This is a genomic window from Qipengyuania qiaonensis (genome assembly GCF_019711515.1).
Lineage (GTDB): Bacteria > Pseudomonadota > Alphaproteobacteria > Sphingomonadales > Sphingomonadaceae > Qipengyuania > Qipengyuania qiaonensis.
This window is the reverse complement of sequence record NZ_JAIGNO010000001.1, coordinates 113,012-133,409: the sequence shown is the minus strand read 5'-3', so window position 1 is coordinate 133,409 and position 20,398 is coordinate 113,012. Positions and strand designations below refer to the sequence as shown.

25 protein-coding genes are annotated in these 20,398 nt (G+C 63.3%); 17 read left to right on the top strand and 8 right to left on the bottom strand.

Going from position 1 to position 20,398, the window contains the following annotated elements:
* Positions 1-93: 93 nt before the first annotated feature.
* The 9 genes from aroA (at position 94) to K3174_RS00610 (ending at position 7,684) form a co-directional block, all read left to right on the top strand.
* A complete protein-coding gene (gene aroA / locus K3174_RS00645) occupies positions 94-1,449 on the top strand; it encodes a 3-phosphoshikimate 1-carboxyvinyltransferase (RefSeq protein ID WP_221554908.1) in 1,356 nt (451 codons plus the stop codon).
* Positions 1,446-1,703, top strand: a complete 258-nt coding sequence (locus tag K3174_RS00640; protein WP_345719551.1) for a CBU_0592 family membrane protein — start codon at positions 1,446-1,448, stop codon at positions 1,701-1,703. The genes aroA and K3174_RS00640 overlap by 4 nt, the downstream gene beginning before the upstream one ends.
* Positions 1,700-2,320, top strand: coding sequence for a (d)CMP kinase (locus K3174_RS00635; protein WP_221554907.1), 621 nt, complete (start codon positions 1,700-1,702; stop codon positions 2,318-2,320). The genes K3174_RS00640 and K3174_RS00635 overlap by 4 nt, the downstream gene beginning before the upstream one ends.
* Positions 2,321-2,380: 60 nt before the next feature.
* Positions 2,381-2,944 carry a MarR family winged helix-turn-helix transcriptional regulator gene (locus K3174_RS16770; RefSeq protein ID WP_247711794.1) on the top strand — a complete coding sequence of 188 codons (564 nt, stop codon included), beginning with the start codon at positions 2,381-2,383 and terminating at the stop codon, positions 2,942-2,944.
* The gene (locus tag K3174_RS16765; protein WP_247711793.1) at positions 2,945-3,340 is read left to right on the top strand and encodes a GNAT family N-acetyltransferase; all 396 of its coding nucleotides are present in this window, start codon (positions 2,945-2,947) and stop codon (positions 3,338-3,340) included. It abuts the gene before it with no gap.
* 389 nt (positions 3,341-3,729) lie between these two features.
* Complete coding sequence (rpsA, locus tag K3174_RS00625) at positions 3,730-5,433, top strand: 30S ribosomal protein S1 (protein WP_221554906.1); 1,704 nt, start codon at positions 3,730-3,732, stop codon at positions 5,431-5,433.
* A 199-nt stretch (positions 5,434-5,632) separates the two neighbouring features.
* Positions 5,633-6,388, top strand: a complete 756-nt coding sequence (gloB, locus tag K3174_RS00620; protein ID WP_221554905.1) for a hydroxyacylglutathione hydrolase — start codon at positions 5,633-5,635, stop codon at positions 6,386-6,388.
* Positions 6,389-6,390: 2 nt separating this feature from the next.
* Positions 6,391-6,717 (top strand): DOPA 4,5-dioxygenase family protein, encoded by a 327-nt coding sequence (locus K3174_RS00615; protein WP_345719550.1) that lies wholly within the window; start codon positions 6,391-6,393, stop codon positions 6,715-6,717.
* A gap of 1 nt (position 6,718) precedes the next feature.
* Positions 6,719-7,684 (top strand): NADPH:quinone oxidoreductase family protein, encoded by a 966-nt coding sequence (locus tag K3174_RS00610; RefSeq protein ID WP_221554904.1) that lies wholly within the window; start codon positions 6,719-6,721, stop codon positions 7,682-7,684.
* 56 nt (positions 7,685-7,740) lie between these two features.
* On the opposite strand, the gene K3174_RS00605 is transcribed toward K3174_RS00610, so the two are convergent.
* From K3174_RS00605 to K3174_RS00570, 8 genes are all read right to left on the bottom strand, one after another.
* Complete coding sequence (locus K3174_RS00605; RefSeq protein WP_221554903.1) at positions 7,741-8,313, bottom strand: F0F1 ATP synthase subunit B family protein; 573 nt, start codon at positions 8,311-8,313, stop codon at positions 7,741-7,743.
* On the bottom strand, positions 8,306-8,800 hold the full coding sequence (locus tag K3174_RS00600; RefSeq protein ID WP_221554902.1) for a F0F1 ATP synthase subunit B family protein: 495 nt from the start codon (positions 8,798-8,800) through the stop codon (positions 8,306-8,308). Before K3174_RS00600 ends, K3174_RS00605 begins: the two co-directional genes overlap by 8 nt.
* A gap of 79 nt (positions 8,801-8,879) precedes the next feature.
* Positions 8,880-9,107, bottom strand: a complete 228-nt coding sequence (locus K3174_RS00595; RefSeq protein ID WP_006832363.1) for a F0F1 ATP synthase subunit C — start codon at positions 9,105-9,107, stop codon at positions 8,880-8,882.
* Between the two features lie 37 nt (positions 9,108-9,144).
* On the bottom strand, positions 9,145-9,933 hold the full coding sequence (locus tag K3174_RS00590) for a F0F1 ATP synthase subunit A (RefSeq protein ID WP_345719549.1): 789 nt from the start codon (positions 9,931-9,933) through the stop codon (positions 9,145-9,147).
* Positions 9,934-9,987: 54 nt separating this feature from the next.
* Positions 9,988-10,308 (bottom strand): AtpZ/AtpI family protein, encoded by a 321-nt coding sequence (locus tag K3174_RS00585; protein ID WP_221554901.1) that lies wholly within the window; start codon positions 10,306-10,308, stop codon positions 9,988-9,990.
* A gap of 188 nt (positions 10,309-10,496) precedes the next feature.
* Positions 10,497-10,889 (bottom strand): YdbL family probable chaperone protein, encoded by a 393-nt coding sequence (locus K3174_RS00580; RefSeq protein ID WP_221554900.1) that lies wholly within the window; start codon positions 10,887-10,889, stop codon positions 10,497-10,499.
* Positions 10,890-10,897: 8 nt separating this feature from the next.
* Positions 10,898-11,092: a YnbE family lipoprotein gene (locus K3174_RS00575; RefSeq protein WP_247711792.1), complete on the bottom strand. Its 195-nt coding sequence runs from the start codon at positions 11,090-11,092 to the stop codon at positions 10,898-10,900.
* Between the two features lie 5 nt (positions 11,093-11,097).
* Positions 11,098-14,325 (bottom strand): intermembrane phospholipid transport protein YdbH family protein, encoded by a 3,228-nt coding sequence (locus K3174_RS00570; RefSeq protein WP_247711791.1) that lies wholly within the window; start codon positions 14,323-14,325, stop codon positions 11,098-11,100.
* 89 nt (positions 14,326-14,414) lie between these two features.
* Here K3174_RS00570 and radC point away from each other — a divergent pair, with 89 nt between their 5' ends.
* From radC to K3174_RS00530, 8 genes are all read left to right on the top strand, one after another.
* Positions 14,415-15,095, top strand: coding sequence for a RadC family protein (gene radC, locus K3174_RS00565; RefSeq protein WP_345719548.1), 681 nt, complete (start codon positions 14,415-14,417; stop codon positions 15,093-15,095).
* A 125-nt stretch (positions 15,096-15,220) separates the two neighbouring features.
* The gene (gene purB / locus K3174_RS00560; RefSeq protein ID WP_221555377.1) at positions 15,221-16,531 is read left to right on the top strand and encodes an adenylosuccinate lyase; all 1,311 of its coding nucleotides are present in this window, start codon (positions 15,221-15,223) and stop codon (positions 16,529-16,531) included.
* A gap of 56 nt (positions 16,532-16,587) precedes the next feature.
* Positions 16,588-16,938: a DUF1049 domain-containing protein gene (locus K3174_RS00555; RefSeq protein WP_221554898.1), complete on the top strand. Its 351-nt coding sequence runs from the start codon at positions 16,588-16,590 to the stop codon at positions 16,936-16,938.
* Positions 16,938-17,612, top strand: a complete 675-nt coding sequence (gene pyrF, locus K3174_RS00550) for an orotidine-5'-phosphate decarboxylase (protein WP_221554897.1) — start codon at positions 16,938-16,940, stop codon at positions 17,610-17,612. The genes K3174_RS00555 and pyrF overlap by 1 nt, the downstream gene beginning before the upstream one ends.
* A complete protein-coding gene (locus tag K3174_RS00545) occupies positions 17,609-18,118 on the top strand; it encodes a GNAT family N-acetyltransferase (RefSeq protein WP_247711790.1) in 510 nt (169 codons plus the stop codon). The genes pyrF and K3174_RS00545 overlap by 4 nt, the downstream gene beginning before the upstream one ends.
* An 11-nt stretch (positions 18,119-18,129) precedes the next feature.
* Positions 18,130-18,774, top strand: a complete 645-nt coding sequence (locus tag K3174_RS00540) for a phosphoribosylanthranilate isomerase (protein WP_221554896.1) — start codon at positions 18,130-18,132, stop codon at positions 18,772-18,774.
* Positions 18,775-18,849: 75 nt separating this feature from the next.
* Positions 18,850-20,067: a tryptophan synthase subunit beta gene (gene trpB, locus K3174_RS00535; RefSeq protein WP_221554895.1), complete on the top strand. Its 1,218-nt coding sequence runs from the start codon at positions 18,850-18,852 to the stop codon at positions 20,065-20,067.
* A complete protein-coding gene (locus K3174_RS00530; protein ID WP_221554894.1) occupies positions 20,064-20,309 on the top strand; it encodes a hypothetical protein in 246 nt (81 codons plus the stop codon). Before trpB ends, K3174_RS00530 begins: the two co-directional genes overlap by 4 nt.
* Positions 20,310-20,398 lie beyond the last annotated feature (89 nt).

The following is a 20,398-nucleotide window of genomic DNA, read 5'->3' as shown; positions in this document are numbered from 1 at the left end:
CGGACAGCAGTGCCGCGGGGCCGTGAATTCGTAATTGTATTGATGGGTACCTGCTGGGCAGGAATCAACAGCGCGCGCGCCTTGCCAGAACGTATGTGCGCTGTCAAAGCGCCGCCTTCATATGGATACGCATTCGTGACTTCCCACCGCTTCATGCCCACAGGCCCGCTGACCGGACACATCCGCGTACCGGGCGACAAGTCGATCAGCCACCGTTCGCTGATGTTCGGCGCGCTGGCCGTGGGCCGCAGCCGTATTTCGGGCCTGCTCGAGGGCGAAGACGTGCTTGCCACGGCGGCGGCCCTGCGCGCAATGGGCGCGCGGATCGAGCGCGACGGCGAAGACTGGGTCGTCGACGGGGTCGGTGTCGGCGGGTTGCTCCAGCCCGAAACGGCACTCGACATGGGCAATTCCGGCACCTCGACCCGCCTGCTGATGGGCCTCGTCGCCAGCCACGGCATCACCGCGGCTTTCACCGGCGACGCCAGCCTGTCGAAACGTCCGATGGGCCGGGTTATCGATCCGCTGTCCACCATGGGTGCAAGCTTCACCCCTTCCCCCGGCGGCACATTGCCGCTGATGATGGAAGGCATGCAGCCGGCCGTGCCGATCGAGTATCGCCTGCCCGTTGCCAGCGCCCAGGTGAAGAGCGCCGTGCTGCTGGCCGGGCTCAACACGCCGGGCTTCACCACGGTGATCGAGCCGATCCCGACGCGCGACCACACCGAGCGCATGTTGCGTGGATTCGGCGCCGAATTGACGGTCGAGGAGAAGGACGGCGAGCGCACCATCCGCATCCACGGCCCTGCCGATCTTCATCCTTGCGATATCGAGGTTCCGGGCGATCCGTCCTCCGCCGCCTTCTTTGCGGTGGCTGCCAGCATCGTGCCAGGCAGCGATCTGGTGATCGAGAATGTCGGCCTCAACCCGACGCGCGACGGGATTTTCCGCGTTCTGGCGCAGATGGGCGCGAACATCGACAAACTGGACGAACGCGAAGTCGGCGGCGAGCCGGTCGCAGATCTGCGCGTGCGCCATGCCGCTCTGCAAGGGATCGAGGTCGATCCTGAAATCGCTCCCAGCATGATCGACGAATTCCCCGTTCTGTTTGTAGCCGCAGCCATGGCATCCGGCACAACCGTGACGAGCGGTCTCGACGAATTACGCGTCAAGGAAAGCGATCGCCTGTCGGCAATGGCGGCCGCGCTTTCTGCTTCGGGAGTTACGCTGGAAGAACGCGAAGACGGTCTCGTGATCGAAGGCAGCGGCGGCGATCCGCTCCGCGGCACCGCAAACGCCCCGGTGAAGACCCATCTCGACCACCGCATCGCCATGAGCATGGCTATTGCTGGCCTCGCCAGCCAAGGCGGCGTCGAGATCGACGATATCGAACCGATCGCCACGAGTTTCCCGAACTTCGCCGCGTTGCTGGAAGCGGCGTCCTCGTGATCGATCTCGATATCTACACGTTGGTCGGCTTCGTCGGCATGGCCTGCATTATCGGCGCCTATGGCTATCTCACGTGGAAAGACGAACCTAATCCCTTCATTCTTCACGGCACCAACCTCACGGGAGCTGCCCTGCTGACCGTGTCGCTACTGGTCCACACCAACTGGCCAAGCCTCGTACTGGAGGGCTTCTGGGCCGCTATCGCCATCTGGGGCCTGGCAAAGGCGATCCGAGCCCGGAAAGCGAAATCATGATCATCGCCGTCGACGGGCCCACCGCATCGGGCAAGGGTACCATTGCCACGGCGCTTGCCGAACATTTCGGCCTGCCGCATCTCGATACCGGCCTGCTCTATCGCGCCGTGGGGCGCCAGGTCTTCCTGGATGGCGGCAACGCCGACGATGGCGGCGATGCACTCGCGGCGACCGGCTTTCCCGACAGCCTGCTGGGCGATCCGCATTTGCGCGACGAGGAGACCGGCGGCCTCGCCAGCCGCGTCTCGGTCCATCCCACAGTGCGACAGGCACTTTACGAACGCCAGCGCAGTTTCGCCACGCAGCCGGGCGGCGCGGTGCTCGACGGGCGCGATATCGGGACCGTCATCGCCCCCGAGGCCGAAGCCAAGTTGTTCATCACGGCGAGCGTCCAGGCGCGCGCGCACCGCCGCTTCCTCGAAATGCGCGATCGCGGCGTGCCGGTCACTCTTGCCGAGATCGAGGACGATCTGCGCCGGCGGGACGAGCGCGACCGCAACCGCGCAGTCGCGCCGCTGGTCCCGGCAGCCGATGCGATGGTTATAGACACGAGCGCGCTTGGCAGGGATGAAGCCATCGCCGCCGCGATCGAGGCTGTCACTCACGCCCTTTCCTAGATCCCGCATCCAGCTCTTGCCAAACTTTCAGGAGTTCCATATCGTGTTATATATCACGTTATGGAGATTCGGATGGTCGATGTGGTGGCTCAGATGGGACCGGCGTTTCTTGCCACTCGCTTGAAGCGGCTGGGCGAACGCATGCAGGCGGGCGCTGCCAGCGTATTGACCGATGCCGGCATACCGCTGCAACCGGGCCATATGGCTGCCATGGCTGCATTGCGGACCGGTCCCAAGACAGTCGGTCAACTGGCCGAGGCGAGCGGCACCAGCCAGCCCGGAATGACGCGCACCGTGGGCCAGTTGAAGAAACTCGGCCTCGCCACCGACGAGGCATGCGACGATCAGCGCAGCCGCCTGATCGCGCTGACCGTACAGGGCGAGCGCATGGCGCACAGGATCGCGACGGACGTATGGCCCAGGGTCGGATCGGCGGCAGAGGAGATCCTCGCCCGGGTCGATGGCGATTTCCTCCATCAGCTCGCCATTATCGAACAGGCGCTCGCCGAAGCATCCATCGCCGATCGCGCCGCCCGATCGCATCCCCGCCCCCTCACCCTGCGCGAGTATTCGTCTGCCCTTGCCCGCGAATTCCACGACATCAACCGCGAATGGATCGACTAGATGTTCACGCTCGAGGAAACCGACCGCGACGTGCTCGAGAATCCGCAGCAGCGCATCATCGACCCCGGCGGCGATATCCTCTTCGTCGAGGCGGCGGGTCTCGGCATCGTGGGCACCTGCGCCCTCCAGAAAACCGGCCCCGGCGCTTTCGAACTGACCAAGATGGGCGTGCGCGAAAGCGCCCGCGGGCTGAAAGCGGGCGAATTCCTGCTCTCCAAAATGATCGAACGCGCCCACGGTCTCGGTGCCGAGAAGCTCTATCTCCTCACCAACAGCATATGTGCCTCTGCCATCCACCTCTACGAGAAGCTCGGCTTCGAACACGATCGCGGGATCATGGAACAATATGGCGTGCGATACGAACGCTGCGACGTGGCGATGCTGCATAAGGGCTAAGGGGCGGGTTGCACCGCGTGGCCTTTCCTACAGTGATGCCGGTGTGGCACGGCAATGCGATGCGCACTTCCTCACCCGACAAAACACGCTTGATTCCGCTGTTTCTTCGCGCCGAACGCCAAGGCGGTTTTTTCCGCTCTGGACAGTGTAACAGGCGGTCCATGTCTCCGGCGCGGCGCTTGCAAATCGCTTGCTTTTCGCATGCCCTTCGCCTATGTGCGCGCCCGTTCTCCCAATCTGTCGATTGATAGGACCCGTGCGACGGCATCCGGCCCCGCGCGGCGTCGGCCCTCTTGCCCCGTTGGCCTGCGTAATGGTGCGCAGAGACGGGTAAAGACCCCGGGAAAACCGGTGGCCGGTAGCAAAACGAACGTTAGGACTACACACACATGGCAACTGCAGCCAACCCCACTCGCGACGATTTCGCGAAAATGCTCGACGAGCAACTGGGCGGTGCAGATGATGGCGGCTTCGAAGGCCGCGTCGTCAAGGGCACCGTCACCGCCATCGAAAACGGTATGGCACACATCGATGTCGGCCTGAAAAGCGAAGGCCGCGTCGATCTCAAGGAATTCCAGCGCTCCGAAACCGAAACCGCACCCGCGGTCGGTGACGAAGTCGAAGTCTTCGTCGATCGCGTCGAGAACGCCGAAGGCGAAGCCATGCTCAGCCGCGACCGCGCCCGCCGCGAAGCCGCCTGGGACAAGCTCGAAAGCGAATTCGGCGAAGGCAAGCGCGTCGAAGGCCGCATCTTCGGCCGCGTCAAGGGCGGCTTTACCGTCGATCTCGACGGTGCCGTGGCCTTCCTCCCCGGCTCGCAGGTCGATATCCGCCCGGTGCGCGACGTTGGCCCGCTGATGGACATGGCCCAGCCCTTCCAGATCCTCAAGATGGACCGTCGTCGCGGTAACATCGTCGTCTCGCGCCGTGCGGTTCTCGAAGAAACCCGCGCAGAACAGCGCAGCGAACTGATCGACAAGCTGGCCGAAGGCGAAGTGATCGACGGTGTCGTCAAGAACATCACCGACTACGGTGCTTTCGTCGACCTCGGCGGCATCGACGGCCTGCTCCATGTCACCGACATGAGCTACAAGCGCGTCAACCACCCGAGCGAGATGATCGAAATCGGCCAGACCGTGACCGTCCAGATCATCCGCATCAACGAAGATACGCAGCGCATCAGCCTCGGCATGAAGCAGCTCGAAAGCGATCCGTGGGACGGCGTGGCCGCCAAGTACCCGATCGGCATGAAGATGACGGGCACCGTCACCAACATCACCGAATACGGCGCCTTCGTCGAAATCGAACCGGGCATCGAAGGCCTGGTCCACGTTTCGGAAATGAGCTGGACCAAGAAGAACGTTCACCCAGGCAAGATCGTCTCGACCTCGCAGGAAGTCGAAGTCATGGTCCTCGAAGTCGACAGCGAGAAGCGCCGCATCTCGCTCGGCCTCAAGCAGGCCCAGCGCAATCCGTGGGAAGAGTTCGCCGAGAAGCATCCGGTTGGCTCGAAGGTCACCGGCGAAGTCAAGAACGCGACCGAATTCGGCCTGTTCATCGGCCTCGACGGCGACGTGGACGGCATGGTCCACATGTCGGACATCGCCTGGGGTATCTCGGGTGAAGACGCCCTCGCCCTGCACCGCAAGGGCGAGCAGGTGGACGCCGTCGTGCTCGATGTCGACACCGACAAGGAACGCATCAGCCTCGGCATGAAGCAGCTCGAAAAGGGCGCCCCGACCGAAGCGGGTGCTTCCGGATCCCTCCGCAAGGGCGAAACCGTCACCGTCACCGTTCTCGAAGTCCGCGATGGCGGTCTCGAAGTGCAGGTCGGCGAAGATGGTGCGACCGGCTTCATCAAGCGCAGCGACCTCGGTCGCGACCGCGACGAACAGCGCCCCGACCGCTTCCAGGTCGGCGGCAAGGTCGATGCACTGGTCATCGGCTTCGATCGTTCGAAGAAGCCGAACTTCTCGATCAAGGCGCGTCAGATCGCCGAAGAGAAGGAAGCGGTGGCTCAGTTCGGTTCGTCGGATTCGGGTGCCTCGCTCGGCGACATCCTCGGCGAAGCGCTGAAGAAGAAGGAAGACTGACGGTAACAGGTTGGCGCCTGCGAAGCGGGCGCCTGCCGCAGCGTCATCCCGGACTTGATCCGGGATCGCGGGCCGACAGGCTCGAAGCTGCCGACAGCGATCCCGGCTTTTGCTGGGACGACGAATAGCGAAAGGCCCGCTTGCTCACCCGAGCAGGCGGGCCTTTCCTATACGCGCAAGGCAACCTACATTGCCTCGCATGCTCGAAGTCCATCAGTTCCCGTGCCTGTCCGACAATTACGGATACCTCCTTCACGATCCGGCCAGCGGTGAAACCGCCGCGATCGATACACCGGACGGTGCGGAATATCTGAAACAGGCCGAGGCCAGGGGCTGGACGATCACCCAGATCTGGAACACGCACTGGCATCCCGACCACGCCGGCGGAAACACAGCCATTGTCGAAGCGACCGGTGCGACGATTGTCGCGCCGCAGGAGGTGGAGAAGCTCAGCCCGATCAATCGCGTTGTCGGCAATGGCGACAGCGTTTCGCTGGGCGAGTGGAAGGCCCGGGTGATCGATGTGTCGGGCCATACCAATGGCCATATCGCCTATCATCTCGCCGATGCGGACATGGCCTTTGTCGGTGACAGCGTGTTCGCGCTGGGCTGCGGGCGGATGTTCGAAGGCGAGCCCGAACAGTTCTGGAACAGCCTCGATCGCATTCGCCGCTTGCCCGACAACACGATGCTCTATTGCGCGCACGAATACACGCAGGCCAATGCGAAGTTCGCGCTGCATGCCGATCCCGACAATGCCGAACTGAAGCTCTATGCCGCCCGCATCGACGAAAAGCGCGCCAGGGGTGAGCCTACCGTGCCGACGATCCTCTCGCGCGAGCTCGAAACGAACCCGTTCCTGCGCGCCGACAAGGCCTATATGCGCGATCGCTGGGGCGGCAACAGCCCATCGGAAACCTTCGCCGCCCTGCGTGCAGCCAAAGAAAATTTCTGATCGTGGCTATCCGCGGCTATCACGCCCACATCTATTTCGACCCGGACGAACTGGACACGGCACGCGCCTTCGCTGATGCCGCGAAAAACGAATTCGGCGTACCCGTCGGCCATTTTCATACAACCCCGGTTGGCCCTCATCCCCGCGGATCGTGCCAATTAACGCTCAGACCGGAGCAGTTCGAAAAGTTCGCCTCCTGGGCGCCCAAGGCGCGCGGTGGCCTGACGATATTCGCGCATGGCCTGAGCGGCGACGATCTCGCCGATCACACCCGATACGTCATCTGGTTCGGCCAGTCAGAACCGCTCGATCTGACGATATTCAACTGAGATGAAAGCCGTCCTGGTCCATCGGCTATCGCCCGATCTCTCCGGTGTCGAACTGGCCGACATCGACCAGCCTGCGGGCGAAGTGCTGGTCCGCGTACGCGCGGCATCTCTGAATTTCCCGGACCTGCTGATGACGCAGGGCAAGTATCAGTTCAAACCGGAAGCGCCCTTCGTATCCGGCCTCGAAATGGCAGGCGAGGTGGTCGAGGCTACCGGAAATAGTGGCCTTGTTCCTGGCGACCGGGTGCGCGGCGGCGCCAAGACCGGTGCCTTTGCCGAATATGTCGCCCTACCCGCCGCCTCGCTGCGGAAGATGCCGGAAGGGATGGGCTTCGCAACGGCGGCTGCAATGGGAGCGGCGTACCACACGGCCTATGTCACGCTGGTCGAGATCGGCGGGCTGGAAGCGGGCCAGACTATCCTCGTCCACGGCGCGAGCGGCGGGGTGGGTCTTGCCGCCTGCGACCTTGCGCGCGCATCGGGGGCACGGGTCATCGCGGCGACGCACCGCGAAGACAAGATCGAACCCCTGCGCCGGATCGCCAAACCCGATGCGGTGATACTCAACACCGGGCGTTTCCGGGAAGAGGTTGCCGAACTGACGGATGGTCGGCTCTGCGATCTCGTCTACGACCCAATTGGCGGAGACGTGTTCGACGAAAGCACGCGCTGCGTCACTTTCGGCGGGAAACTGCTGGTGGTAGGCTTCGTCTCGGGCCGTATCCCGGAAATCGCGGTGAACATACCGCTGATCAAAGGATTTTCGGTCGTCGGCGTGAGGGCCGGAGAATATGCGCGGCGCTTCCCCGAACGGGGCGACCGGATTGCCGATGCGATCGATCGGCTGGCCTACGAAGGACGGATCGTGCCGCATGTCGACCGCACCCTTCCCCTCGCCTCCTGGCGCGAGGCATTCGAGACGATGCAGCGCGGCGAGATCGTCGGCAAGATCGTGCTCGAACCCTGAATCGAAAAAGGCGGCCCACAGGACCGCCTTCTCGAATGCTTCTCGATGGCCGCGGATCAGATCCCCGCGATCACCTTGTCTGCCAGCGCCTTGTCGGCTTCGGCATCGTGCGTCTCGGCAATCAGCTTGCGACTGGCCGTAGTCGCAGCGTTGACGGCGCGGTTGCGGACATCCTCGACCGCTTCGCGTTCGGCAGCGGAAATCTTGTCTTCGGCCATGCGCTTGCGGCGCTCGACCATCGCCTTGCTGTCGGCTTCCGCCTTCTCAAGGATCGCATCGGCTTCGTGCTGGGCATTGGCAAGCATCGCTTCGGCGTCCTTCTCGGCCCCGGCGATCTTGTCGGCATATTCCTTGCGCAGCGCTTCGGCTTCGGCCCGCAACTGCTTGGCCTCGTCGAGTTGTTCCTTGATCGCGGCGATCTTGCTGTCGAGGCCGCCGGCGATGGTCTTGTGAACCTTGGCACCGAAGAAGGCGATCAGCAGCAGGACGAACATTGCGACCGAAACGATCTGGAACGGTGCAAGGCCGAACAATTCGGGTTCGGCGTGTGTCGGCGCACCGCCATGGCCTTCCTCGACGAAGACTTCGGCAGCTTCGGTGGCGAAGACTTCGGGGGTAGCATTAGCCATGGCTCATCGCCTCCTTCACCGCCTTGGTCGCGGCGGGCTTCGTCACCTTGGCCCCGGCGAGGCGGGAAACGATATCCTGAGCGGCCTCGACAGCGACCGATTCCACTTCGGCGAGCGCGGCACGGCGTGCTTCGGCGATGCGGGTTTCGGCGTCGGCCAGCTTCTTGTCGAGCCGTGTCTGCGCGGCTTTAAGCTTGCTTTCGGACTTGGCGGCAGCTTCGTCCTTGGCCTTGGCAACGATCGCCTGTGCCGAGGCGCGGTTTTCGTTCTCGCGCACTCGCCAGGCTTCTTCCTGCTCGTCGGCAGCGTCGCGCGCGGCCTTGGCAGCGGCGAGGTCGGCGGCGATCTGGCCGTCACGCTGGGCGACGGTTGCCATCACCCTGGGCACCATGCCACGACCGATGACGAAGAAGGTGGTGCCGAAGAAGACCAGCAGCCAGAAGACCTGGCTGGACCATGTTTCGGCAAGCTGTGCTATCTGGGGCATTGCAGCTCTCGAAAGGCGAGTACGAAAATTCGTGGGCCGACCGGGCTTATCCCGGCCGGCTCAAATCCGATTGCGTCGATCAGGCGACGAAGATCAGGATCATGGCAACGACGAACGCCAGCAGGCCGAGAAGTTCGGCAGCGGCGAAGCCGATGAACAGGCGGCCCTGCTGGCCGTCGGCAGCACCCGGATTGCGCAGCGCGCTTTCGAGGAACGAACCGAAGACGTTACCCACGCCGATCGCGGCCATACCGGCACCGATTGCAGCGAGGCCAGCACCGATGAGCTTTGCAGCTTCCATTTCCATGACAAACTCCTTTGGAAAAACGTGTAAGATTGAAGACTTAGTGAAGGTTTTCGGCGTCGTTGATGTACAGCGACGTCAGAAGAGCGAAGACATAGGCCTGGATGCCGGCAACCAGCAGTTCCAGCGCGCAGATGCCGATCATCAGGATGAAGCTGGGCAGGCCGACGACGCCGCCCCACAGCAATCCGGCATTGGTGCCGTCGATCACGAAGCTCGACAACACTTCGAGCAGGACGTGGCCGGCCATCATGGCGACGAAGAGACGCAGGCCGAGGCTGAACGGGCGCACCATGAACGAGATGAACTCGATCGGCGCGATGATCGGGATCATCGGCAGCGGCGTGCCATGCGGCACGAACAGGCTGAAGAAGTGCAGGCCATGCTTCCAGAAGCCCACCAGCAGAACGATCGCGAAGCTTATGATCGCGAGCACGCCGGTGACGGTGAAGTGGCTGGTAAAGGTGAACGGGTGCAGCCCGATCACGCCCAGCGGCAGCAAGCCCAGGATATTGGCAAACAGAATGAACATGAACAGGCTGAAGACGTAGGGCACGTACTTGTGGCCCGCCTGACCGATATTGGCTTCGAGCATGTTGTCGATGAAGCCGGTGAAGGTTTCGACCGTCATCTGCCAGCGCCCGGGCACCAGTTCGCGCTTCATGCCGCCCAGCACGAAGAGGAAGAGGACCACCGTGGTGATCAGCATCCACAGCGCGGAATTGGTGAAGGCGATGTTGTAGCCTGCGAGTTCCCAGCCCCCCGAACCGGCCAGCGGTTCGATGGTAAACTGATGCATCGGATCGACTTTGGCCTGCTCGGCTGCCACGTCTGTCTAGTCCCTAGATCCTGTAACTAACGCCCCGGAAGCCCCGCAAAGGGATCATTCGTCGGGGCGTTGGTTTGCCGCACGGATAATGTTCCTGAAGGCGACCACAATTCCGAGGAACAGGCCGACCAACAGACCCCAGGGGTTGGTCCCGGTGAAATAGCCAATGGCATAACCGATGACCGCACCGCCGAGAATCCCGCCAAGAAGATCCGCAAGAACCCGGTTGCCGCTGCGATAGTTCGCATCGGAACCGGAGGCCTTGGGGCGGTTACGCTGTTCTTCGCGCTGCTGGGCGGCTGCGAGCCGCTTTTCCAGCGCGTCGATCCGCGCATCCTCCTCGATAGGTTCCCGTGCGGGTTCGTCATCGCTCATGCCATGCTCCTGTAAAGGGGGTTGCGCGGCACGCGCAGGGACTTGCCCGCCAAGGGCGCCGCCCCCTTAGAAGGGGGGGTCTGGCGAGTCAACAAGAGGAAGGACCGGAAACCGCCACCATGTCGCAAAAAAGCCTCTCAAGCCCGGATATGGGCCGAGAGGCTTCGAACAAGAGCGGGAAGGCGATATTACGGACAGCGGGAATCGCGCTGCGGTGCACCCCCGCCACGCGTCTGCCAGCTACCATCGGGCGCCTGATACTTCTCGCCTGCCTTGGTCGCCGAAATCGCTTGGCAACCGGCGGTCAACGCATATTCCTCGAGCGTGGCGTTGTTGGCCTTGGCACGCTCCGAATAGACCGCGCGACGCTTGATGTTGATGTCGTTCACTATCTTGCGCAGCGCCGGCGTTTCCGCGCCGACGATACCGATATAGCCATCCATCTTTTCACCGATCTCACCCGCCGAGCGGGCCGCGGCATAGGCCGGATCGCGCTGCGCGAATGCCGGGGCGGCGAAACCGCCCAGGGCGGTCGCAAGGGCCACAGCCGCCAGCACCGATTTCCTTACCTTGTTCATCATGTCACCCCTCAGAAGATATCCGCATTGTCCTCGATCGTATTGCCCGCATCCTCCGCGAGCCGGTAGATCACTTCCTGGCGGATGTTGACGTTAAGCTCGATCACGATCGGCTCTTCGGGCGCATTGACTGTGATGCACCCCCCAAGCGCGACTGTGGCAAGCATGGCGGCAGCCATCCTCCCGGTCAATTTGACATGGTTCATAGCCCTCACTCGCTTTCCTGCTCCTGAATGGTGGGTTCATCCGGAATGACGTCTTCCGGATCGATATCGGGTTCGGCTTCCTCGCCGGTGATCGATCGGCGCAGGAAACGCGTTCCATCGTCCGACAGCAGGCCCAGTTCGCGCGGATCCCGCACGGCCGCCGGATCGTAGAGCGATTTCAGGCTGGTCATCAACTGATAGAACTGCGCCTTGATATTGATCCGGAACTGCAGCGGCAATGCCGCGAGGCGCCGGGTGAGGAAGTTCGATTCGGCCCCCTCGCCCTGGCTCACTCCATCGAATCGCACGCGCGTAACGATTTCTCCGGTCAGCGGCCCTTCCATGATCACCCGCATCTGCGTATAGTCGAGACTCTTGAGCGCATCGAAGGCGAAGTTGGCGATGGGCGACAGGTCTTCGTAGGTAAGGTCCCCGACATAAGAGACATTGCCCCCAGGGGGTCGCGAAATCAGCACTCCGGTATCGATCCTCCCATTGCCTTGCGCATCGAACACGATCGGCACGGTCCCGTCGAACAGGCCGGTGGCGGAGATGTTCTCGAGTTCCATCTGGGCAATGAACGATGCGGCATCGAGGCCGACGATCTCGAAGATGTAGCGCCGCTCCTCGCTGATGCCGATATTCAGATCGACGTCGCGCAGGATCAGTTGCCCGCCCATGAAGGGCCAGCTGCCCCCGGACACTGCCAGCACTTCGCCATTGCGCAATTCGAACTCTACCTCGCCATCGAGCACTTCCACACCGGGGTTGATCGATGCCACGCGGATTTTCTGGCCGGATGCCGTCGTCAGGTTGAGCAGATCGACAAATTCGATAGTTCCGCTGGCCCCGGTAACGGGTCCGAAGGCCGCCGCGAAATCGAGATCCTCGCTCGAGAACGCGCCCCTGCTCGTTATCGTGCCGTCAGCGGCCCAGTCTATCCGGCCGTTCCCGGTTACGACGCCATCGGCATTGGCAATCACGCCCAGCGCCAGGCGGGAGAGCCGGTCGGGCTGCAAATTGCCGTCCAGCTGCAGTCCTGGAATATCGAGCTCGGCATGACCCGAACCGTTTCCGAGGTCGTGCCGGATATCGACGATCGTCACGAGCCGATCGCTGGCCGGGTGCCGCATCTCGGCGCGGGCATCGACGACATTGTCGACAAGCGTAAGTGTGGCACCGCGCGCCATCAGCGGTTCGAATCTTGGCGGGTCCTCGCGGTCGACCAGTGTGAAATCCGCGTCGTCGATGGTCAGCTCACCATTGGCGAACCGCCATTTTCCGTTGGCCCGGTTAAGGTTCATCGGAACCGCAGACAAGGCTACGTCGGCTCCGGTGAAGGTCCCGGCGATATCGTCACCCAACCGCGCTTCGATTCCCGACACGCTGAAACGGCTTGCCGTGGCCGGAGGGCCGAGCGACACGTCGATCGAACGGGCCGTCATGACACCGGGATAGGCGAAGCCGATCGGTCCGGATGCGAGCCTGATGGGCGTCTCACCCAGATATCCCTGCAGATCGAGAGAAGGTGCACCCGCGGCAATACGCAGTCCGCCATTTCCGCTATTGAGAATCGGACGTCCTCGGGGTGGACAGAGCGTAAGCCCCCGCTTCTCGAACATCAGGTTGGCGATTTCGAGGCGATCGAAACGCACATCGGCACAAGACCGCCACATGGCGAGCTCGCCCTTGTCGTAACCGCCATCGACCGGCAGCAGCAGATTGGTCGCCGAACCACCGGGAAGCGGTCCGCTGGCCAGCACCTTGCCCGAGAAGCTGAGCGCACCGGTTCGACCTTGGGCGACAATCATCTGCGGCACTGTCAGCGACGAGTCTCCGGCCTCGTACCGCTCCATCGCCAATCGGAATATCGAACCGCCGGACTCACCGTGTTCCATACGGCCGGAAACGCGCGGCAGGCCGGTGCCGCCGGTAGCTATATTGCCCGCAATACGCGGCATACCGTCGCCCTGCGCGGCAATTTCGACGCGGGAGAGCGACACCAGTCGTGCCCCACTGCCGCCACGCAGTTCCGCCGTGGGCGCGAGCAGGGAATAGCCGTCAGGATCGATTCTCAACCGCAAATCCGCGGAAAGCGCACTACCTCGCGTTTCGGCCTGCAATGCGTTCGCCATCTTGCGCGTGAGCGGCGCGATCAGCGTGCCCTCGCCCGTTTGCGCGAGCGTTTCGACCGCCGCGACCAGATCCTCTCCGAGCCGCAGGCCATTGCCCTCGAGATTGCTCTCGATCTGGAGACGGTCGAACCCGCCGCTTGCTCGCGCCTGCCCTTCCGCAGTCAGGACCGCGGCGAGCGATGCCGGCGTTTCCACGCCTCGCGCAGCCAGTGAAAATCTCGCCGTAGTCAACTGGTCGCGGACCTGGGCGCGAACGGTTCCGAGAAGGGCCACGACCGAGTTCTCGGCGTAGCGGGTTCTGCCCCCTTCGAGCCGCGCTTCGAGCGAGGGATTCGCGAGCCTCGCGTCGGCCGCCACGGTAAGGTCCATCGCGTAATCGGAAAGGTTCAGGTCTCGCTCTTCGCAATCCAGCGACGACACGCGAACCGGGCCGGAAAATCTCGGTTCGCCGGACGTAGTGGTGATCTGGCCATAGGCAGTCGTTCGACCCGCTTCGCAGCCCGGGAATCGCAGGCCCGGCGCAATGGCGGCAAGGGTCCCTTCCCAGCCGTGACTGACCAGGCCGGAACCCACGATCTTGAGACCGACCGGGCCGTAATCGGTTTCCATCAATCCGCGTCCGTCGCGAATGGCGATATTGAGATTGGGCAGGCCGCTGGGCTCTTCGCTCGGCGCGAAAATGAGACTGTCGAGCGAACCGAAACTGAGTTTGTCTTCGCGATAACTGCCGTAGATGCGCGGCTCGATCAGTGTGACCCCGCCGATTTCCGGCACGCCGAACCGATAGCGTAGCCGCAACACGATTCGCTCGGCGGTGAAATCGGGCGCGTCCGGGTCTCCTATCACGACGTCGGACAGGACCTGCGTAAGTCCGCCCACGCGTTCTATCGTATAGGTTGCGGGAATGTCGTTGGCTTCCAGCTGGTCGCGAATGACATCGTCGACGATGCTCTCGCGCGAGAACCATACCGCGATCCCGGCAGCGATCAGAAGCGCGAGCAATACGCTGGGTATCGCCCAGCGCTTCTGGCGCCAGCGGGCACGCCGGATGGAATCGGCGCTTACCGCCATGGCATTGTCGTCAGCATCCCGCTCCATCGAACCCCACTTGCGCCACCAGCCCCGGAAAGGCAATGCAAGTGGTTGTAACGCCTTGTATGGGGGAATGGTTGCCGGGGGAATCGAATATGGCAGCGGGCCATGCGGGCGCCGGTCATCGCGAGCGATTGCGCGAGCGACTGCTGTCCGGCGGGGCGGACGCATTGGCCGATTACGAGCTGCTCGAATTCCTCCTCTTCGCCACTATCAGGCAGGGGGATACCAAGCCCCTCGCCAAGAATCTGATTGCCCATTTCGGATCGTTCGCGGCCGTTCTGGCGGCGGATCCGCAGGCGTTGAAGCAGGTCAGGGGCATGGGTCGGGCGAGTGCCGCAGCGCTCTATGCGGTCAGTCTCGCCACCCGGCGGATGGCGCGCGGCGCCGTGCAGGACAAACCCGTGCTGGGCAGCTGGCAGGCGCTGCTGGATTATCTTGCCGTCGACATGGCGCATCTGACGCATGAGCGGGTGCGGGTACTGTATCTCAACGCGCAGAACCGCTTGATCCTGGATCACCACTTCGCGGAAGGATCGGTCGACGAGGCGGCGATCCACCCGCGCGAAGTCATCCGCAAGGCCTTCGACATTGGCGCCACCGCGCTTATCCTCGTGCACAACCACCCGAGCGGCAATCCCGAACCGAGCCGTGCCGATATCGCGATCACCTCGCGAATTGCGGAGGCCGGGCGGCTGCTTGGCGTGACCGTTCACGATCACGTGATCGTCGGCCGCGAAGGCCATGTCTCGCTCAGGGCGAAGGGGCTGATCTAGAAATACGCTGCATATCGATGCGTTTCGGTAGTGGAACAGCTTGGTAAGGAGATGCCAGCGCCTTGCCACCGGCGGCTGCCTTGCCTAGCGCGCTGCGCACCTACCCGCCGATTCCGGAGTTCACCATGGTCCCCCGCTATTCCCGCCCCGATATGACCGCCCTGTGGGAGCCGGAGGAGAAGTATCGCATCTGGTTCGAGATCGAGGCGCATGCGACCGAAAAGCTGGGCCAGCTCGGCGTCGTCCCGCGAAGTGCTGCCAAGGCACTCTGGGATTGGTGGGCGACCGATCCGAAGATCGATGTCGAGGCCATCGACGCGATCGAAGCGGTGACCAAGCACGACGTCATCGCCTTCCTGACCTGGGTCGCGGAAAATGTCGGCGACGAGGCGCGCTTCATGCATCAGGGCATGACATCGAGCGATGTGCTCGATACCACTTTGGCGGTGCAACTCGCGCGCTCGGCCGATATCCTGCTGGCCGATCTCGACGCATTGCTCGCTGCGATCCAGCGGCGTGCCGAGGAACACAAATACACACCGACCATCGGGCGTAGCCATGGCATTCACGCCGAACCGGTCACATTCGGCCTCAAGCTCGCGCAGGCCTATGCAGAATTCGACCGCTGCCGCCGGCGCCTGCTCGCCGCGCGCGAGGAAATCGCCACCTGCGCGATCTCGGGGGCGGTCGGCACATTCGCCAATATCGATCCGCAGGTCGAGGAGCATGTCGCCGAAAAACTCGGCCTGTCGGTCGAACCCGTGTCGACGCAGGTCATCCCGCGCGATCGGCATGCAATGTTCTTTTCGACGCTCGCGGTCATCGCCGGGTCGATCGAGCGGCTGGCGGTCGAAATTCGCCACCTCCAGCGCACCGAGGTACTCGAGGCGGAGGAGTATTTCTCGCCCGGCCAGAAGGGCTCGAGCGCCATGCCGCACAAGCGCAACCCGATCCTGACCGAAAACCTTACCGGCCAGGCCCGCATGATCCGCGCCTATGCCCTGCCCGCGCTGGAGAATGTGGCGCTGTGGCACGAGCGCGATATTTCGCACTCCTCGGTCGAGCGCTTCATCGGCCCCGATGCCTGCATCACGCTCGACTTCGCTCTGGCGCGGCTGACCGGCGTGATCGACAAACTGCTCGTCTATCCCAAAAGAATGCAGGCGAACATGGACCGCATGGGCGGGCTCATCCACTCGCAACGCGTTCTGCTCGCACTCACCCAGAATGGCGTCAGCCGCGAGGATGCCTATCGTCTCGTCCAGCGCAACGCGATGAAAGTGTGGGAATCGGACGGCCAGCTCACGCTGCTCGACCTGCTCAAGCAGGACGAGGAAGTCACCGCCGCGCTCGGCGCCGAGCAGCTCAAGGAAAAGTTCGATCTCGAATACCACTTCAAGCATGTCGACACGATCTTCGAGCGCGTGTTCGGCTAGACGTGCGCGGCATCGCGGCCTAGCAAGGCGTCACAAGGCATAAAGGGGAGCCGCCAATGCAGATCGTGCGCACCATCGTCTGGGTCCTGCTACTGTTTTCGCTACTGGCCTTCAGCTTCTTCAACTGGAAGCCGGTGGAAGTGCAGATCTGGTCCAACCTCGTGCTGGAAACCAAGCTCCCGGCGCTGGTCATCATATCCTTCCTGCTCGGCCTGCTGCCCATGTGGCTGTTGCACCGCGCGAGCAAATGGCGTGCCACGCGGCGCATCAACGCGCTGGAAGCCGCGACCCAGAAGATGAGCGCGCCCACGCCGACGCCCTCGCCGGAGGCACCCACCTCGCCGCCGCAGCGGGATCTCCCGCCCGAACCGGATAACCCCGTCACGCCCGAGCCCAAGCCTTCCTGATGAGCAATCCCATCTATCTCGCCCTAGACGTCCCGCAACTGCGCGACGGGCTGGACCTTGCGAAGAAGGTCAGCGAGCATGTCGGCGGGATCAAGCTGGGGCTCGAATTCTTCTGTGCCCACGGCGCGCATGGCGTGCACATGATCGGGCAGCTGGGCCTGCCGATCTTTCTCGATCTGAAGCTTCACGATATTCCCAATACCGTCGCCAGCGCGATGCAGGCGATCCACGTCCTCGAACCGAGCATCGTAACCGTGCATGCCAGCGGCGGGCGGGCGATGCTGGAAGACGCCAAAGCCGCCGCCGGGGAGAATACGAAGGTGGTCGGCGTCACCATGCTGACCAGCATGGATGGCCGCGATCTCGAACGCACGGGCATCGCCGGCACTGCGCACGATCACGTGATGCGTCTGGCCGAACTCTCGCAGGATGCGGGGCTCGACGGGATCGTCTGTTCGGGACAGGAAGTGAAATCGGTCCACAGTCAGTGGAAGGACGGCTTTCTGGTCGTCCCCGGCCTGCGCCCGGCGGGCAGCGCCATCGGCGATCAGAAGCGCGTCGTCACCCCGCGTCAGGCGCGCGACGACGGCGCCAGCGTGCTGGTCATCGGCCGCCCGATCAGCCGCGCCGAGGATCCCGCACGCGCTGCTCGCGATATCGAGGCAACGCTTTGACGACAATCGAGGCGGCGAAGCCCGCCGATGCCAAGGCTCTCAAGCGGCTGGTCGAAAGCGCCTATCGCGGTGACACGGCCCGGCAGGGCTGGAATCATGAAGCCGATATTCTCGACGACGAGCGCATATCGCTGAAAGAAATCGAGGCGATGCTGACCGATCCCACCACTGGTCTGCTGGTCGCGCGCGGTGACTGGAGCCGGCTGCTCGGGTGCGTGGCGGTGACACGGAAGGACGACACGCTCGGCTATCTCGGCACCTTCTGCGTCGATCCGCAGTTGCAGTCGGCTGGGCTGGGGCGCAAACTGCTCGATGCGGCGGAAGATCATGCGCGTTCCTCGGGCCTCGGCGCGATTGAGATGACAGTGATCACCCAGCGCGAGGTGCTTATCGCCTGGTATGAACGGCGCGGATATCGCCGGACGGGCGAAACGCGCCCGTTCCCGGTGCTGCGTGACCCTCCGCTGCAATTCGCAGTGCTGGAAAAGCCGCTGACCGCGCCCTAGGAAACCGGATCATGCCCACCACCCGGATCAAGATCTGCGGGATCACGACTCCCGAGACGCTCGATGCGGTTCTCGCCGCGCGGGCGGAATATGTGGGCTTCAACTTCTTTCCGCTCAGTCCGCGCCATATCGGTCCGGACATGGCGGCCAGCCTCGCCAGTCGAGCCGGAACGGAGATTGCCAAGGTCGGCGTGTTCGTCGATCCCGACGATGCGCTGCTCGGCGCCGCAATATCGGCCGGCAGGCTCGACGCAATCCAGCTCCATGGCGAGGAAACACCCGAGAGAAGCGCCGCCATCCGCGCGCGTTTCGCCTTGCCGGTCTGGAAAGTCGTCCCGGTCAGCAATGCGGGCGATGTCGCCCGCGCCGCGCTCTATCGCGAAGCCGCCGATTTCATTCTGTTCGACGCCAAGACACCGAGGGACGCAACCCTGCCCGGCGGAATGGGCTTGCGCTTCGACTGGTCGCTATTGTCGGGCCTGCGCCTGGCCCTGCCCTGGGGCCTTGCCGGAGGTCTTTCGGCGGAAAATGTCGCACAGGCGATCGCCTCGACCGGTGCCGGTCTGGTCGACACTTCGAGCGGTGTGGAAAGCGCGCCGGGCGTCAAGGACGCGGATAGAATAGCGGCCTTCTGCAACGCGGTGCGCGCCGCCTGAGGAAAGAGCCGGTTCGGGAGAGCTTATCTAAGGTGTCTCGACTTCGTCGGGGCGCATCGGCATGGGAGAGCCGCGATGACCGATTCCAATCCCAACTCCTTCCGCAACATGCCGGACGAACGCGGCCATTTCGGCGATTACGGCGGTCGCTATGTCGCCGAAACGCTGATGCCACTGATCCTCGACCTCGAACGCGAATATCGCAAAGCTCAAGCTGACTTGAGCTTCAAGAAACAGTTCGACGACCTGCTCGAACATTATGTCGGCCGCCCCAGCCCGCTCTATTTCGCGGAACGGCTGACCGAAGCGCTCGGCGGGGCGCAGGTATGGTTAAAGCGTGACGAGCTCAACCACACCGGCGCGCACAAGATCAACAATTGCATCGGGCAGATCCTGCTCGCCATGCGCATGGGCAAGACGCGCATCATCGCGGAAACCGGCGCGGGCCAGCACGGCGTCGCCACCGCTACGGTCTGCGCGCGCTTCGGCCTGCCCTGCGTCATCTATATGGGCGCGACCGACGTGGCGCGGCAGCAGCCCAACGTGTTCCGCATGAAGCTGCTCGGCGCCGAAGTGGTGCCCGTCACCAGCGGCGCGGCCACGCTCAAGGACGCCATGAACGAAGGATTGCGCGACTGGGTCGCCAATGTCCACGACACCTTCTACATCATCGGCACCGCTGCGGGACCGCACCCCTATCCGGAGCTGGTGCGCGACTTCCAGAGCGTGATCGGCCGGGAAGCCCGCCAGCAGATGCAGGACCGCATCGGCCGCCTGCCCGACCTGCTGGTGGCGGCGATCGGCGGCGGCTCCAACGCGCTTGGCCTGTTCCACCCCTTCCTCGACGATCCCGACGTCAAAATGCTCGGGGTCGAGGCAGCGGGCTACGGCCTCGATGGGGACCAGCACGCGGCCAGCCTGCTCGGCGGCTTCCCCGGCGTCCTCCACGGCAACAAGACCTATCTGCTGCAGGACGAGGATGGCCAGATCACCGAAGGCCACTCGATCAGCGCCGGGCTGGACTATCCCGGCATCGGCCCCGAACACGCCTGGCTGAAAGACATGGACCGCGTCGAATACACCGCCGTGACCGATGACGAGGCGCTGGAGGCGTTCCAGCTGCTGTGTCGGACCGAGGGTATCATTCCCGCGCTGGAGCCGAGCCACGCCATCGCGGCGGTAGCGAAACGGGCGAAAGACATGGACCGCGATGCGGTGATCCTCGCCAACCTGTGCGGACGCGGCGACAAGGACATCTTCACCGTAGCGGAGAAGCTGGGAGTGGAGATGTGAACGAAGGCGAGCGCGAATATCTTCAAGATCACATCGTTGGCTGGCGCCGAATGGACGCTTGGGAAGCATCGCAGCGTAGCTTCATGATCTTCGGAATCGCGATGACAGGCTCTGTTGCCATGGACTGGTTGCTGCGCAGCGAGATCAGGTACGAGAGAGCATTCTGGTTTAGCCTTATGTTCTCAATCGCCTTCGGTATTTGCTCGATGATCTTTAAGATACGGCCCGTGTTCAGAAAATGACTCCCCTCTCCAAGCCACTCCCATCCCTCGTCACCCCGGACTTGATCCGGGGTCCAGCTTTTTCTGGCGCAGCGCATAGTGCAGCACGA